Origin of the sequence: Saccharopolyspora rosea (genome assembly GCF_025643595.1) — a bacterium.
Taxonomy (GTDB): domain Bacteria; phylum Actinomycetota; class Actinomycetes; order Mycobacteriales; family Pseudonocardiaceae; genus Saccharopolyspora; species Saccharopolyspora rosea.
In genome coordinates this window covers 389,486-404,574 of sequence record NZ_CP102826.1, presented here as the reverse complement: position 1 = coordinate 404,574, position 15,089 = coordinate 389,486, and the positions used below count along the sequence as shown (strand labels likewise).

The following is a 15,089-nucleotide window of genomic DNA, read 5'->3' as shown; positions in this document are numbered from 1 at the left end:
GCAACGTCAGGTTACGCCGAACGGAGCAGTGCGCAACCGCCGGGTCAGCCCCTGTTCTGCGGCTCCACTCGCGGGATCCGGTACACCTCGCGGGCGGTGCCGTCGAAGATCGCCGACCGCGCGCGCTCGTCGAGTCCGGCGGTCAGCTCCCGGGCCACCCGCACGACCTGCCCGTACTCGGCGGCCAGCAGGCACACCGGCCAGTCCGAGCCGAACATCAGCCGCTCCGGGCCGAACGCCTCCAGCACGACGTCGACGTAGCGGCGCAGCCTTACCGGATCAGGTTGCCGGTCCCAGTCGTCCTCGGTGACGAGCCCGGACAGCTTGCAGACCACGTTCGGATGCGCGGCCAGCGCGCGGATCCGGCTCGCCCACGGCTCCAGCTCACCGTCGGCGATCGGCGGCTTGGCGCAGTGGTCCAGCACGAACGTCAACTGCGGGAGCTGGCCGACGACCTTGGTCGCCGCGGGCAGCTGGTGCGGCCGCACCAGCAGTTCGTACAGCAGGCCCGCGTCCTCCACGGCGGCCAGCCCGTTGAGGACCTCCGGGCGCAGCAACCAGTCCGGATCCGGCTCGTCCTCGACCTGGTGGCGGATGCCGCGCAACCAGCGACCCGAGGGGTGCGACTGCAACCTGCCGATGCGCTCCCGGACGTCGCGGCCGGTCAGGTCCACCCAGCCGACGACCGCGGCGATCCGGTCGACGGTGTCGGCCAGCACGAGCATCTCCGGCGTCTCGTCCGGGTCGGAGACCGTCTGCACCAGCACCGTAGCGTCCACAGTGGACCCCCTCAGTGCGGCGGCCAGGTCGTGGGGCAGGAAGTCCCGCCGCAGCGGGGACATCCGCTCGCCGGTGATCCACGGCTGGTCCCGGACGTCGAGGTCCCAGAGGTGGTGGTGGGCGTCGACGGTCATCGCGGGCCCCGGCCACCGATCACGTCCGACCTCCGACCGCAGCGGACCCTGCACAGCTCGCCCATGATGACTCTCCCCGACTGATCGTTGCGACGCCCCGATGTATATCGGGTGGCCGCGCGGGCTGGCCAGGGTGTCGGCGGACCGTTCGCCGACCTCGCGAGATTTCCACGGGTCCGGACGGCCCGGAGGAGATAGAAAGGGCCCATGCGCAGCGCGGAGCTGGTCCTCGGGCTGGACGTCGGCGGCACCTCCAGCCGGGCGCTCGTCGCCGACCTGGCCGGACGCGCGCTGGGCACCGGTGCCGCGGCGGGCGGCAACCCCAACTCGCACCCGGTGGACGAGGCCGTCGAGCAGGTCGCCGCGGCGGCCCGCGCGGCGCTGTCCGGTGTCGACCCGGATGCGGTGCGCGCCGGGGTGCTCGGCATGGCGGGCGTCAGCAAGATGTCCGATCCCACCGTGGCCGTGCGGTTCGAGCGCGCCTGGGCCCGGCTCGGCCTGCGCTGCCCGATGACCGTCGTGGACGACTGCGCGGTGGCCTTCGCCGCGGGCACCTCCGCTCCCGACGGAACGGTGCTGATCGCGGGCACCGGCGCGATCGCCGCCCGCATCGAGCGGCACCGCACCACCGCCACCGCCGACGGCTACGGCTGGCTGCTCGGCGACGAGGGGTCGGCGTTCTGGCTCGGCCGCGAAGCGGTCCGCGCCGCGCTGCGCGCGGTGGCCCACGACGAACCGCGCGGTGCGCTCGTCTCCGCGGTGCTGGCCCGGCTGGCACCCGCCACCGGGGAACCCGCCGAGCTGCGCAGGCAGCTGATCACCGCGGTCAACGCCGAGCCGCCGATCCGCCTCGCCGCGCTGGCACCACTGGTCACCTCGGCCGCGGCCGAGGACGACCCGGCGGCCGTCCCCATCGTCCGCCGGGCCGCCCGACTGCTCGCCGACACCGCCGAGGACACCCGCGTGCCCGGCCCGATCGTGCTGGCCGGGAGCCTGGTCGGCGCGGACAACCCGGTCGGCGCCGCGCTGCGCGCCGAGTTCGCCGCGCGCGGCCACACCGACCTCCGCGACGCCGGCCCGGGCGCGGCGGGCGCGGCCTGGCTGGCGGCGCTGGACCTCACCGACGACCCGGACGCGCTGCACGCCCGCCTGCTCGGCTGATCGGCGGATCAGCGCAGGCCCACCTCCGCCAGCGCGGAGCGGATCACGGCGAGCTCGGATTCGTCGGCCTCCACCAGCGGCAGCCGCAGTCCGCCGACGCGGTGGCCGAGCAGGTTGAGCGCGGCCTTGACCGGGATCGGGTTGGTCGTGGTCCCCAGCGCCGCGTAGAGCGGCTTGAGCTCGGCGTCGATCTCGGCGCGCCGCTCCGGCTCGTCGACCATCCGCCGCATCCGGTCGCCGACCAGGTGGCTGGCCACCAGGATCCCGCCGCAACCGCCCATGTCGAGCACCGGCGCGAACAGGTCGTCGTTGCCCGCGTACACCCCGAGCCCGTCGACCGGTGCCAGCGCGGCGTTGTCGGCCTGCTTGACGTAGTCCACCCGCTCGATCTGGGCGAGCTCGGCGAGCAGGTCGTGGGGCAGGCCGAGGCTGGTGCGCGACGGGATGTTGTAGAGCACCACCGGCTTGTCGGTCGCCTTGGCGATCTCGCCGAAGTGGCGGACCAGACCGCGCCGGTTGGGCTTGTTGTAGTACGGGGTCACCGACAGGATCGCGTCGGCACCGAGCTCGGTGGCCCGCTCGGTCATGTGGCAGGCGTGCGCGGTGTCGTTGGAGCCGGTGGAGGCGATGACCGTCTTCCCGGCGGGCCGTTCGGCGCACGCCAGCTCGATCAGCCGCAGGTGTTCGGCGTCGGTGAGGGTGGGTGCCTCACCGGTGGTTCCGCAGACCACGAAGCCGTCGGACCCGTGGTCGGCCAGGTGGTGCAGGAGTGTCGTGAACGCGGACTCGTCGACCCGCAGGTCCTCGTCGAAGGGGGTCACGATCGCGGTGAGCACGGCGCCTAGGGACATGCGCGCATTCTGCGCGCCGCGCCACCCCGTGTCACCTCGGTGGGACCGGGTGCAGCAGGCCCGGGTGCTCAGCGGGCAACGACCTGCGCAGCACCCAGCCGCTCACCGCCACGCACACCGCGACCAGCGGCCACGTCAGCACGCCCTGCGCGACGCCGAGCGCGAGCACCGCGTCCGTGAGCCACAGCGGGACGAACACGACCAGTCGCACCGCGTACTGCCCGACCCACACCCAGCTCGCCCGGCTGTACGCGCGCAGCAGCTCCGGATCGCGCCGCCACCGGCGGCCCTGGCCGAGCACGGTGCCGACGACCAGCCCCAGCAGCGGCCAGCGGACCGCGATGCTGACCATCCACGCCAGACCGCTGACGGCGTTGCTGACCAGCCGCACCAGGAAGAAGTCCGCCGCGTTCCCGGTGCGCAGCGCGATCAGCGCGCCCGCCAGCACCGCGAACAGGCTGACCAGCACCGCCAGCGGACGGGCTCCGCGCCACCACCGCCACGCCGCGACGACCGCACCGACCGCGACCGCCGCCGCGCTGCCGACCGGGATCGACTGCCCGCCGAGGTACCAGCCGAGGCCGAACGCCACCAACGGCAGGCTCGCGTCCAACGCCTCACCGCGGCCGCCGAGCAACTCCGCCAGCGAGTCGCCCTTCCGGCCGCTGTTGTCCCCCACGTCCTGGTCCGTCCCGATTCGCGGCTTCTGCGTCACGCCACCAGCCTGCCGCAACGCCGGGTCCGACCGCACCACCGGAGGGCCCGTCCCAGCTCTCAGGACCGGCCAGCTCGGTCGAGCAGGGACGCGAGCCTCCCGGCGAGGTGCTGCTTGTCCGCGGGGGCGCAGGTGACCACGTCCTGGCCGTCCGCGCGTTCGCCCTGCAGGCAGTAGCGCCCGCGATCGTTGTCGAACCACACCAGGTTCGGCACCCGGTCGCGCGGCCCGCGCCGGGCGCCGCTGATCACGAAGTGGCCGAGCCGGTGCTTGCGGCCGCCGGTGACCGCGCGGAGTCCGGGCAGCCCGTCGATGTCGGCGTCCGCCGGGTGGCCGTGCGTGCGGTCCGCGACCGCCCGCACCGGTTCGCCGGGCCCCGGCGGCGCGTCGGGCAGCAGGTCGGCGCAGGCTCGGGGCAGCTCGTCCGGTGCCAGGAAGCTCATCCGCAGGCCGCCGCCGTCGATCACGCCGACGACGCCCACCTCGCCGGTCGCGACCACCCGGGCGGCGAGCCGGTGCCCGGCGCGCACGTCGAGCAGCCCGGCCGCCGCGATCGACACCTCCGAGCCGGACAGCAGGTAGAGCGCGTCCTCCACCTCCGGCTCCGGGCGTCCGGAACGGGCCAGGCCCGCGTTCTCCAGCTCGTGCCAGACCTGGTGCACCAGCCGGTTCCGGTCCTCCGCGGACTCCCCGACACGCGGGATCTCGAACGGGTACTGCCGCACGGCGAGGTTCAGCTGCTCACCGAGCACGTCGACCGCGGGGATCGACAGGGTGATCGTCTCGACCATCGAAGGCTCTCTTCAGCTCAGGGTGCGACCGGCGGTTCAGAAGTCCCGGTAGGGCGAGGGCGCCTCACCGAGCACGGGCGGCGCGACGAGCCGGCCCTCGCCGCCCTCGTCGTCGAACAGGTCGTCGGCCTCCACGAGGAACTGCGGCGCGCCGCCGTCCCGGTCGTCGGACCGGTATCCGCCGCCGTTGCTGAACTCGACGCTCTCCCCGCGCTCCTCCTTGAAGTCCTCGGCCGTCCACTGCGAGGCGCTGCGCCCGTAACCGGACCGCCCCGTCGACCCGGGCACCGCGCCCGAACCCATCGGCCCGAACCCGCCGTCGGCCCGTCCGGAGAACCGGGGCGCCCGCGCGACCGCAGGTTTCGGTCGTTCGGCGGGCGGCGCGGGTTCCGGCACCGGCCGGTCCTGCGCGGGCGGCGGCATCGGCGCCTGCGGACGGGACGGGCGCGGCTGCGGACCACCGGGCGGTCCGGCCTGCGGCAGCGGGCCGCTCGGCGGACCGACCTGGGGCGGTGGACCGCTGGGCGGCCCCTGGTGCTGCGGTCCCGCCTGCGGTTGCGGACCACTCGGCGGTCCCGTCTGCGGCAACGGACCGCTCGGCGGACCCACCTGCGGCGGTGCGCCGCTCGAAGACCCGGCCTGCGGCAACGGGCCACTCGGCGGACCCACCTGCGGCAACGGACCGCTCGACGGACCCACCTGGGGCTGCGGACCACTCGATGGCCCCGCCTGCGGCTGTGCGGGCGCGGCGGGCGGCTCCCCGGCCGGTCCCGGCTGCCGCGGCTCGGCCTGGGGCGGCGGTCCGGCGGGGGCCTCGGGCGCTGCGGGCGCCCCGTCGATCGGGACGCCGCCGGGCGGCGACGACGGCTCCGAACGCGGCCCGGCAGGCCCTCCGACCTGCGGCACGGCACCGTTCGGCGGCCCGGCGGGACGCGCCGGAGCGTCGCCGGGCGAGTCGGGTCCGGCCTGCGGTTCCGGAGCACCGAGCGGATCCACCTGCGGCTGCGGTCCGCTGGGCGGTCCCGCCGGATCACCCGCCGGTTCGGGCCTGGCCGGTGGCGGACCCCCCACCGGCGGCGGGCCGGCCTGCGGCACCGGGCCGCCGGGCGGACCGACGCGCTGCTGCGGACCGCTCGGCGGTCCGGCGGGCTCCCCGGGTCCGGGCGTCCGGGGCGGCGCCTGCTGCGGTCCGCGGCCCTGCGGCCCCTGAGCACCGGGCAGTTCGTCCGGCCCGGTGGTCGGACGTCCGGGGTGGGGCGGCGGGCCGCCCTGGGCGCGGGCGGGCGGCGGACCGGCCGCGCGCATCGGCCCGTCCGGGACGGGCTGGGGCGCGGGCGGCGGACCGCCGAAAGCGGGCGGAACCGGACCGTCGAGCACCGGCGCGCCGTCCTGCGCGGCAGGTCGGTCCAGCGCGGACGGCCTGCCGACCAGCGGGGTGTCCGCGGGCACGGGCGGTGGACCGGCCGGACCGGCGGGCACGTCCGCCTCGTCGGGCCGCTCCCGCGGTGGCTCCTCCACCTGCGCCGCGAGGTCGCCGGACCGCGGCGGAGCCGGGGGCTCCTCCACCGGCAGATCGGCGGGGGTCTCCAACGACCCGGCGAGGCCGGGCCCGGTGATCACCCCCGGCTCGGGGCGCTGCGGTTCCTCGACGCCCAGGTCGCCCGACAGCCCGCCGAGGTCACCGGACAGCGCGGAAACACCGGGCCGCTTGCCGGGCTCGGCCCGTTCCGGAGCCGGCCGGGACTGGGCGAACCTGCGCTGCTCGTGCTCGAAGCGGTCGGGGAGCTGCTCGATCCGCTCCCACAGCGCGAACGGGTGCGGTTCCGCGGCCAGCGCGGCGAACTCCGCGCGCAGGTCGAACCGGCGCGGCGCCGGACGCGGTGCGCGCGGCGGAGGTGCGCCGGCACCGGGGTCACCGAGCGAACCGCGCATGCCGGCGTCGGCGCGGCGCCGCCCGCCCGCCTCCCGTCGTGGCGGCTCGAAGCCCGCGGGTCCCGGCGCGGACGCCGGATTCTGCGGTCCCGTCACGATTCCCCCAGATCTTCGGTGCTTCGCGGGCACGAGACGCGTGGGCGGCACCCCCGTACTGCACGCACACCGGAACCGACGCAAGAGCGCATGCCGTCGTTCCCCAACTCAACAGACCGCGACGAGCACGACCGCGCCCAGCCGCTCCAGCACACCGGTGCGCAGAGCTGTCACCTGCGGCGATCGCCTCATCGCGGGCCCCCTCGTCGCTTCTGTTACCGCCGAAGGACAGTAGCAGTTGACGTTCACCCGTATCGGTGTTTCACCCAAGTGCCACCCCGTTGCCCGACCGAACCGGCGAATCCGCCCGCACACCGGGGAATTCGAGCGCGCGGAAAATCGGACAAACTTTCTAGACTGTTCAGTGCCGTTAGTCACGCGTACGGAACCGACGGTGGCGTAGGTCGGTTCCCGGGAGCCAAATTGGATCGGTACATCGAGGAGATCCGGGGAGGACGAACGCAGATGGAGCGCTGGGACAGCTACGTCGCGCTGGGGGACAGCTTCACCGAGGGGCTGGCCGACGCGGTCCCGAACGGTGGCTTCCGGGGCTGGGCGGACCGGCTGGCCGAGCACCTCGCCGGAACCAACCCCGACCTGCGCTACGCCAACCTCGCGGTGCGCGGCAAGCTGATCCGCCAGATCGTCACCCACCAGGTCCCGCGCGCCGTCGAGCTGCGCCCCGCGCTGGTCTCGATCGCGGCGGGCGGCAACGACATCATCCGACCCGGCTCCGACCCGGACCTGGTGGCCGAGCTGTTCGACGCGGCCATCGGCCGACTGCGCGCCACCGGTGCGGACGTGTTGATCGGCACGGGTTTCGACACCCGCGACACCCCGATCCTGCGCCGGGTGCGCGGCAAGGTCGGCACGTACAACTCGCACCTGCGGGCGATCGCCGACCGGCACGGCTGCTACGTGCTCGACCTGTGGTCGATGGACGTGCTGCGCGATCCCCGGGCCTGGAGCGAGGACCGGCTGCACCTGTCCGCCGAGGGCCACCGCCGGGTTGCGCTGCGCGCGTGCGAGGCGCTGGGCGTCGAGGTGGCGGAGAGCTGGCGGGAGCCCTGGCCCGCGCAGCCAGCGCAGCCCTGGCACGTGCAGCGGGCGGAGGACATCAGGTGGGCCCGCGAACACCTGGCGCCGTGGATCGGCCGTCGACTGCGGGGACGGTCCAGCGGTGACGGCAGGCTGCCGAAGCGACCGGAACTGGGGCGGCTGAGCGAAGACCAAGTGCGGACCGCCGGTCAGCTCACCCAATCCTGACCGGGGCCCGCACCCGCCCCCAACACTCCATCCGGGAGCGCTCGGCCCCGAATGCCATCCCCCCTGCGGTCGTCCCGGCCGACGCGAGGCCGACCGGGACGACCGGGCGACAATTCCCCCCTTGGACCCCCAGAGCCGCCCTTGTCGCACGGATCCTGCACGGTTGATCCGCACGTGACAGAAGTTCTCAGCCGGGACTAACCAGCGGCTAACCGCTCGCTGCGGGCCACCTCAGCAGGACGCGGCCGAGAGGTGGTCGAGCCGTCGGCGCACGTCGGTGGCGCGCGGCGATCCCTCCGCGTCGAAGATCGCCAGAGCCGTCTCCCAGCGGGTGCGCGCGACCTGCCGGTCGCCCCGGGAGTGCGCCGCGTCGCCCAACCCCAGGTAGGCGGCGGCCTGGCGGATCGCCGATCCGCAGCGCAGCGCGACGTCCAGGGCCTGGCGATGGTAGTCCTCGCCGTCCTCGGTTCGCTCCAGTTCGATGCTGACTTCACCGCAGTTGTTCAGCACCATCGCCAGGGTCTCCAGGTCGTCGGCTTCGCGGTACATGGCCTCCGCTTCTCTCAGATGCGCGAGGGCCGCCTCCAGGTTGCCGTTGACCTGCTCGACCTGGGCGAGGTTGTTCAGCGCACCGGCCTCGAAGTAGCGGTCGCCGAGCGTCCGGTAGACCCGCAGCGCGTCCTCGCAGTGCACCTGCGCCTCGTCGTAGCGGCCCAGCCGGAACAGCACGCTGCCCATGTTGACCTGCGTCATCGCCAGCCACGCGGGGTCACCGGTGAGCACCGCGACCCGGTACGACTCGGCGTAGTGCGCGAGCGCTTGCTCGGGCTCGCCGGACCGCGCGTAGGCGACGCCCAGCCCGGCGGACATGAGGACCTTGCCCGCCGGGTCGTCCACCGCGCGGGCGGAGTCCAGGCCCTCGGTGTAGACGCGGATCCAGTCCTCCCACGGGCAGCGGACCATGAGGTAGTTGAACTGGAGCCGCACCAGCGGCCAGGCGAGTTCGTGCAGGCCACCGGCGTTGGCGGCGCGGATCGCGGCGACCAGGTTGGGCCACTCCGCGTCGAACCACTCCAGCGCCTGCGCGCGGTCGGCGATCTCCGGGACGGGAGCCCCCGCCGCGCCGCGGAAGTCGAGCGTGTCCTGCGGCGGGCGCAGGAAGCGGCGCGCGTGGTCGGCGACCGCGAGGTAGTGGGTGAGCAGCCGGCGCAGGGCCGCCCGGTCGTCGTGGTGCCCGGCGGTGACGGCGAGCAGGTCGCGGGCGTAGACGCGCAGCAGGTCGTGCATCCCGAACCGGTCCGGGCGCGGTTCGACGACCAGGTGGGCCAGCGCCAGCGCCCGCAGGCGCCGCTGCGCGCTGGGCACGTCGGTGCCGCACAGCGCCGCGACGGCAGGCGCCGTGAAGGTGTGGCCGGGCACCAGCCCGAGCAGCCGGAACGTGTCGGCGTGCACCGGGTGCAGGCTCCGGTAGGAGATGTCGAAGGCGCGGCGCACGCTGGTGTCGGAGTCGTCGATGTCCAGCGCGTGCAACCGGTTCCGCTCGTCGGTCAGCTCGTGCACCAGGTCGGACACGCCACGCGCCGGGTTGGCGGCCAGCCGGGCGGCGGCGATCCGCAGCGCCAGCGGCAGCCCGCCGCACAGCTCGGCCAACTCGGCCGCGGCGTCCGGTTCGGACGCCGACTTGCCCGGAACCCCGGCCCGGTCGAGCAGTTCGATCGCGGTCTCGGTCGGCAGCGTCTCCAGCGGCAGCACCCGCGCACCGTTGCGCACCACCAGCCCGTCCAGCCGACGGCGGCTGGTCACCAGCACCAGCGAGGCCGAGCTGCCCGGCAGCAGCGGGCGCACCTGCTCGGAGTCGCGGGCGTTGTCCAGCAGCACCAGCACCCGCCGCTCCGCCAGCAGCGACCGGTACAGCGCGGTGCGGTCGTCGAGCGCCACCGGTATCTCGTCGGCCGGGACGCCGAGCGCCTTGAGCATGCTGGTCAACGCCTCGCCGGGCGCCAGCGGCGCGCGTTCGGTGTCGAACCCGCGCAGCGACGCGTACAGCTGGCCGTCCGGGAAGGCGTGCGCCACGCGGTGCGCCCAGGTCAGCCCGAGCGCGGTCTTGCCGACCCCGGCGGTACCCGTCAGCACGGCCAGCTGCGTCGCCGCGCCGGGTTCCCGGTTCGCCAGCACCCGGTCCAGCGCACCGAGTTCGGCGTCCCGCCCGACGAACCCGGCCGGGGCGGGCGGGAGTTCGGCGGGCACCGGCCGCCCGACCGACTGCGGGGTGGACGTGCGGCGGCCGGGTTCCAGCAGCGAGTCGTCGTCGCGCAGCAGCCGCTCGTACAGGTCGCGCAGTTCCGGCCCGGGGTCGATGCCGAGTTCGGCGGACAGCCGGTGCCGCAGCTCGTGGTAGCGGGCCTGCGCCTCGGCGCGGTGCCCGGCGCGGTAGCTGGCCAGCATCAGCTGCCCGGTCAGCCGTTCCCGCAGCGGGTGCTGGTCGACCAGTGCGGACAGTTCCAGGACGAGCTGCTGGTGCCTGCCGAGTTCGAGGTCGGCGGCCACCCGTTCCTCCAGCGCGAGCAACCGCAGCTCGTCGAGGTTCGGCGCGACCATCCGGTACAGCCTGGTGTCGGCGATGTCGGAGAGCACCGGGCCGCGCCACAGCGTCAACGCCTCGGCCAGCACCCGGGCCCGCTCGGCCGGGTCCAGCCCGTGCGCGTGGTTGATCAGCGCCCGGGCGCGGTGCGCGTCGATCCGGTCGCTGTCCACGCGCAGCAGGTAGCCGGGGGGCCGGGTGACGATTTCCGGGTGCCCGTCGCCGATGTCGTCGCGCTGCGCGCCGAACAGCTTGCGCAGCTGGGAGACGGACTTGTGGACGATGGTGCGCGCGGTGGCGGGCGGGTCGTCCTCCCAGAGCATGTCGATGAGCCGGTCCATGGACACCACCTGGTTCGGCTCCAGCAGCAGGCAGGCCAGCAGGGCGCGGCTCAGGCCGCTGCCCAGCGGGCACCCGACGCCGTCGCGGAGCACCTCCAGCGGTCCGAGCAGGCGGAACTCGAATCCCGTGCCCGGTGCCGTGGTCGAGCTGTCCTGCGGCGCGATCATCCACCCGTCCCTCGTGCCCATGTGGTTGAGGCTTCAGCCAGTTTCGGCCACCTCGGCACGTGCCGTCCACACCTTCGAGGTCGACACACGGTAACGACCGGCCTTCCCACCGGGGCTCGGCACCACCACCGGATTCACCCCAATGGAGTCGTCGCCCGGAGGACGCACCCAGCCCGCACTCGGCCGAACGGACCGCTCCGGCGAACGGGTGTTGTCGTGGACGTCTCCCGGCGAACCCGTGCGGCAAGTAGAGTCGAGTGCGCATCGATCACCCGAACGAGGACCACTGTGGAAGGAGACCCGCACCCGTGCCCACGCCGTCCACAGTGGTCGATCGCGCGGTGGCCTGCCTGCTCGGAGGGGCCCTGGGCGACGCGCTCGGCGCGCCGGTGGAGTTCGCGCAGCTGGAGGACATCCGCGCTGAGCACGGCGACGCCGGGATCACCGAACCACCCCCGCAGGCGCTGCTCGGCGACTCCACCCAGATGTCGTTGTTCACCGGCGAGGGATATCTGCAAGCCTGGACGACCGGCAACAACGGCGGTCCGTGGCGTCCCGTGGAGACGGCCGCGGCCGCTTACCGTCGGTGGTTGATCACCCAGCAGGAAGACAAGCCGCGGCCGGGCGTCACCGGCCTGTTGGCCGAACCGGAGTTGTACGCCAACCGGTCGCCGGGGTTGACCAGTCTGCGCGCCCTGCAGGAGACCGCGCTGGGGACGCCCGACGAGCCGCGCAACAGCTCCAAGGGGTGCGGCGGCGTGGACCGCAGCGCACCGGTCGGGTTCGCACCGACGCCCGAGATGGCCTACCAGCTGGCCTGCCAGTTCGCCGCGCTCACCCACGGCGGCGTCGGCGGCTGGGCCTCGGCGGGGGCGATGGCGCTGATCGTCCACCTCGTGGCGGTGCAGCAGCGGCGGTTGCCGGCCGCCGTCGACCAAGCGGCCGGTCGGGTGCTGCGCGAGGACGTCGAAACGGCGACGGCCCTCGCGGAAGCGGCCACGCTGGCCCGGCTCGGCGCCAGCGTCAGCCACATCGAACGGCTCGGCCAGGGCTGGATCGGCCCGGAGGCGCTGTCCATCGGCGTCTATTGCGCCTTGGCCCTGCCCAAGCCGGAGCAGTTCGCCGACGCGGTCCGCCTGGCCGCCAACCACTCCGGCCACAGCGACTCCACGGCCGCGGTCACCGGCAGCCTCCTCGGCGCCCGCCACGGCACGGCCGTGCTGCCCCGCCCGTGGCTGGCCCGCCTGGAGCTGGCCGACGTCATCGAGCGCATCGGGCACGACCTCGGTGCCTCCTGCGCGGGCGAACCGTTCAACGAGCGCCGCTACCTCGGCATCGGCTGAACGTCCGCAGTGGACCGACGTCCCCGGTGACCGCCGACCGTGCGCGACGGCCACCGGAGGACGGCGGATGCCGGTGGTGACAGGACCGGCGCCTCGCGCGCAGCGCGAGAGGTGTTGCGGGGCTCGCAGGCCCGCGGAGTCAGCGCGTCACCGGGGTGAAGTCGCGGGACGCGATGAACTCCGGCCGCGGTCTCCGCGCGGCGAACGGCTCGACGAGGGCGTTGTCCACGCTGTTGAACACGATGAAGATGTTCGAGCGCGGGAACGGCGTGATGTTGTTCCCGGAGCCGTGCATGCAGTTGGAGTCGAACCACAGCGCCGAGCCGGCGGGCCCGGTGAACTGCTCGATCCCGTGCTCGTAGGCGAGTTTGGTGATGTCGTCCTCGCTCGGGACGCCGACCTCCTGCTCCTTCAGCGAGGACTTGTAGTTGTCCTCGGGCGTTTCGCCCACGCAGGAGACGAAGGTCTTGTGCGCGCCCGGCATGATCATCAGACCGCCGTTGAACGGGTAGTTGTCGGTCAACGCGATCGAGATGCTCACCGCGCGCATCGCGGGCATGCCGTCCTCGGCGTGCCAGGTCTCGAAGTCGGAGTGCCAGTAGAAACCGCTGCCCCGGTACCCCGGCATGTAGTTGATCCGGCTCTGGTGCACGTAGACGTCCGAGCCGAGGATCTGGCGGGCCCGGTCGAGCACCCGCGGATCGCGGACCAGTTCCGCGATCAGCTCGCTGGTCTTGTGCACCTCGAACTGGGAGCGGACCTCGTTCGACTTCTTCTCCACAACGGTGCGCTCGTCAGCGCGCACCCGCGGATCCTCGGAGAGCCGTTCCAGTTCCCGCCAGAAGGTCTGGACTTCAGCGGGGGACAGCAGGCCCTCGACGGTGTGGAAGCCCTTGGCGTCGTGCGCCGCGAGCTCCTCCGCGGTCGCCGGGCCGGAGTCCACGCCCGGCCAGACGGTCGGATCGGTGCGTTCGAGCAGAGTCGAGCTGGCACCGATCCGGGTCGGATAGCGGTCCTGGGTGCTCAGATCCGCGACGGTCATGAGTTGCGCCTCCTTTTCGAATTCCCGCCGGAGCGGCTGGTGCCCGTCGGCACCGCCGCCTTTCTCGGTTCCTCGCCAAGAAAGCTGCGCCCAACGACCCGCCGTGCCGGTGGCGGGCAACCCGGGGGTTACCCGCCACCCGCAGCGGTCAAGCGCGGTGCACCGGCTCAGCCGGCCACCGGCGTCTCGTCGTCCTCCACGACCAGCGGGTACACGCCGTTCTCGTCGTGCACCTCGCGTCCGGTCACGGGCGGGTTGAACACGCACACGGTGCGCATCTGGGTCCGCGGCCGGACCTGGTGCTTGTCGTGGTTGTTGAGCAGGTAGAGGGAGCCGGGCTTGAGCTGGTGGACCTCACCGGTGGCTTTGTCCTCGATCTCGCCCTCGCCCTCGACGATGAACACCGCCTCGATGTGGTTGGCGTACCAGAAGTCGTTCACCGTGCCCGCGTAGAGCGTGGTCTCGTGGACCGAGAAGCCGACCTTCTCCTTGGCCAGCACGATGCGCTTGCTCCGCCAGTTCTCCGTCTTGATGTCGGCGTCGGTGTTCTCGATCTCTTCGAGGTTGCGGACGATCACACTTCCTCCTCTTGGGGTTGGTTCGGGGTGGGCCTTCAGGACAGCACAGCTTGCACCGACTCGCGGATGATCTGAAGGCCCTGCTCCAGTTCGTCATCCGACACGGTCAACGGCGGCATGATCTTGATGACCTCGCTGGACGGGCCGGAGGTCTCCAGCAGCAGCTTGCGGTCGAACGCCGCCTTGGAGACCTTGCCCGCCACGTCGTGGTCGGCGAAGCCCAGACCGCGCGCCAGGCCGCGGCCCTTGGCGATCGCACCCTCGTGGGCGCCGGCGATCTCCTGGAGCACCTCGCCGACCCGCTCGCCCTTGGCGATGGTCGACCTCTCCAGGGAGTCGTCGCTCCAGTACTGGCGGAACGCCTCGGACGCGGTGACGAACGCCGGGTTGTTGCCGCGGAAGGTGCCGTTGTGCTCGCCCGGCTCCCACACGTCGTGCTCGGGCTTGATCAGCGTGGTGGCCAGCGGGAGTCCGTAGCCGCCGATGGACTTCGACAGGCAGACGATGTCCGGCTGGATGCCCGCCTTCTCGAAGCTGAAGAACGGCCCGGTCCGGCCGCAGCCCATCTGCACGTCGTCGACGATCAGCAGGATGCCGTGCTTCTGGCACAGCTCGTACAGCCCGCGCAGCCACTCCGGGCGGGACGAGTTGATGCCGCCCTCGCCCTGCAACGTCTCGACGATGACCGCGGCGGGTTCGTTGAGCCCGCTGCCGCTGTCCTCCAGGAGCTTCTCGAAGAACAGGAAGTCCGGGGTCTGCCCGTCGAAGTAGTTGTCGTAGGGCATCGGGGTGGCGTGCACCAGCGGGATGCCCGCGCCACCGCGCTTCATCGAGTTGCCGGTCACCGACAGCGAACCCAGCGTCATGCCGTGGAACGCGTTGGTGAAGCTGATGATCGATTCCTTGCCGGTGATCTTGCGGGCGAGTTTCAGCGCCGACTCCACCGAGTTGGTACCCGTCGGCCCGGGGAACTGGATCTTGTAGTTCAACCCGCGCGGCTGGAGCACCTTCTCGTTGAAGGTCGTCAGGAACTCGCGCTTGGCGGTGGTCGCTTGATCAAGTCCGTGCACCACGCCGTCGCGTTCGAGGTAGTCGATCAGTTTTCGTTTCAGCAGCGGATTGTTGTGCCCGTAATTGAGCGCCCCGGCCCCGGCGAAGAAATCGAGGTAGGCGTTGCCGTCCTCGTCGTGGAGCCAACTGCCGCGGGCGTGGTCGAACACGGCCGGCCAGGTTCTGCAGTAACTGCGGACTTCCGATTCCAGGCTTGCGAAGATGTCGTTCACGGGTCCTCCGTTCGGCCGTGCGGCGCG

At 73.0% G+C, this 15,089-nt stretch carries 12 protein-coding genes; 3 read left to right on the top strand and 9 right to left on the bottom strand.

The features are described 5' to 3' along the window. Positions 1-44: 44 nt before the first annotated feature. Positions 45-914: an amidohydrolase family protein gene (locus NV263_RS01960; RefSeq protein WP_263250624.1), complete on the bottom strand. Its 870-nt coding sequence runs from the start codon at positions 912-914 to the stop codon at positions 45-47. 207 nt (positions 915-1,121) lie between these two features. Here NV263_RS01960 and NV263_RS01955 point away from each other — a divergent pair, with 207 nt between their 5' ends. Beyond that, positions 1,122-2,075 (top strand): N-acetylglucosamine kinase, encoded by a 954-nt coding sequence (locus NV263_RS01955; protein WP_263250623.1) that lies wholly within the window; start codon positions 1,122-1,124, stop codon positions 2,073-2,075. A gap of 8 nt (positions 2,076-2,083) precedes the next feature. Here NV263_RS01955 and dapA read toward each other — a convergent pair whose 3' ends face one another. From dapA to NV263_RS01935, 4 genes are all read right to left on the bottom strand, one after another. Continuing rightward, on the bottom strand, positions 2,084-2,926 hold the full coding sequence (dapA, locus tag NV263_RS01950; protein WP_263250622.1) for a 4-hydroxy-tetrahydrodipicolinate synthase: 843 nt from the start codon (positions 2,924-2,926) through the stop codon (positions 2,084-2,086). Positions 2,927-2,957: 31 nt separating this feature from the next. Then, positions 2,958-3,605: a DUF3159 domain-containing protein gene (locus tag NV263_RS01945; RefSeq protein ID WP_380756910.1), complete on the bottom strand. Its 648-nt coding sequence runs from the start codon at positions 3,603-3,605 to the stop codon at positions 2,958-2,960. A gap of 95 nt (positions 3,606-3,700) precedes the next feature. Next, positions 3,701-4,432, bottom strand: coding sequence for an ESX secretion-associated protein EspG (locus NV263_RS01940; RefSeq protein WP_263250620.1), 732 nt, complete (start codon positions 4,430-4,432; stop codon positions 3,701-3,703). Positions 4,433-4,468: 36 nt separating this feature from the next. Continuing rightward, the gene (locus NV263_RS01935) at positions 4,469-6,460 is read right to left on the bottom strand and encodes a hypothetical protein (protein ID WP_263250619.1); all 1,992 of its coding nucleotides are present in this window, start codon (positions 6,458-6,460) and stop codon (positions 4,469-4,471) included. A gap of 465 nt (positions 6,461-6,925) precedes the next feature. Between NV263_RS01935 and NV263_RS01930 the strand changes: the two genes are divergently transcribed. Then, positions 6,926-7,726 (top strand): SGNH/GDSL hydrolase family protein, encoded by an 801-nt coding sequence (locus NV263_RS01930; RefSeq protein WP_380756907.1) that lies wholly within the window; start codon positions 6,926-6,928, stop codon positions 7,724-7,726. A 231-nt stretch (positions 7,727-7,957) separates the two neighbouring features. Here NV263_RS01930 and NV263_RS01925 read toward each other — a convergent pair whose 3' ends face one another. Continuing rightward, positions 7,958-10,837, bottom strand: coding sequence for an AfsR/SARP family transcriptional regulator (locus NV263_RS01925; protein ID WP_263250617.1), 2,880 nt, complete (start codon positions 10,835-10,837; stop codon positions 7,958-7,960). Positions 10,838-11,124: 287 nt separating this feature from the next. Here NV263_RS01925 and NV263_RS01920 point away from each other — a divergent pair, with 287 nt between their 5' ends. Continuing rightward, positions 11,125-12,159 (top strand): ADP-ribosylglycohydrolase family protein, encoded by a 1,035-nt coding sequence (locus tag NV263_RS01920; protein ID WP_263250616.1) that lies wholly within the window; start codon positions 11,125-11,127, stop codon positions 12,157-12,159. A 139-nt stretch (positions 12,160-12,298) separates the two neighbouring features. Here NV263_RS01920 and thpD read toward each other — a convergent pair whose 3' ends face one another. The 3 genes from thpD to ectB form a co-directional block, all read right to left on the bottom strand. Then, positions 12,299-13,201 carry an ectoine hydroxylase gene (gene thpD, locus NV263_RS01915; protein WP_263250615.1) on the bottom strand — a complete coding sequence of 301 codons (903 nt, stop codon included), beginning with the start codon at positions 13,199-13,201 and terminating at the stop codon, positions 12,299-12,301. 167 nt (positions 13,202-13,368) lie between these two features. After that, a complete protein-coding gene (locus NV263_RS01910; RefSeq protein WP_263250614.1) occupies positions 13,369-13,779 on the bottom strand; it encodes an ectoine synthase in 411 nt (136 codons plus the stop codon). A gap of 35 nt (positions 13,780-13,814) precedes the next feature. Beyond that, positions 13,815-15,062: a diaminobutyrate--2-oxoglutarate transaminase gene (ectB, locus tag NV263_RS01905; protein ID WP_263250613.1), complete on the bottom strand. Its 1,248-nt coding sequence runs from the start codon at positions 15,060-15,062 to the stop codon at positions 13,815-13,817. Positions 15,063-15,089: the final 27 nt, after the last annotated feature.

Coding starts and splice junctions, on each gene's coding strand:
- NV263_RS01940 (WP_263250620.1), bottom strand. CDS start 4,432: ATGGTCGAGACGATCACCCTGTCGATCCCCGCGGTCGACGTGCTCGGT.
- NV263_RS01930 (WP_380756907.1), top strand. CDS start 6,926: ATGGAGCGCTGGGACAGCTACGTCGCGCTGGGGGACAGCTTCACCGAG.
- NV263_RS01925 (WP_263250617.1), bottom strand. CDS start 10,837: ATGGGCACGAGGGACGGGTGGATGATCGCGCCGCAGGACAGCTCGACC.
- NV263_RS01960 (WP_263250624.1), bottom strand. CDS start 914: ATGACCGTCGACGCCCACCACCACCTCTGGGACCTCGACGTCCGGGAC.
- thpD (WP_263250615.1), bottom strand. CDS start 13,201: ATGACCGTCGCGGATCTGAGCACCCAGGACCGCTATCCGACCCGGATC.
- dapA (WP_263250622.1), bottom strand. CDS start 2,926: ATGTCCCTAGGCGCCGTGCTCACCGCGATCGTGACCCCCTTCGACGAG.
- NV263_RS01955 (WP_263250623.1), top strand. CDS start 1,122: ATGCGCAGCGCGGAGCTGGTCCTCGGGCTGGACGTCGGCGGCACCTCC.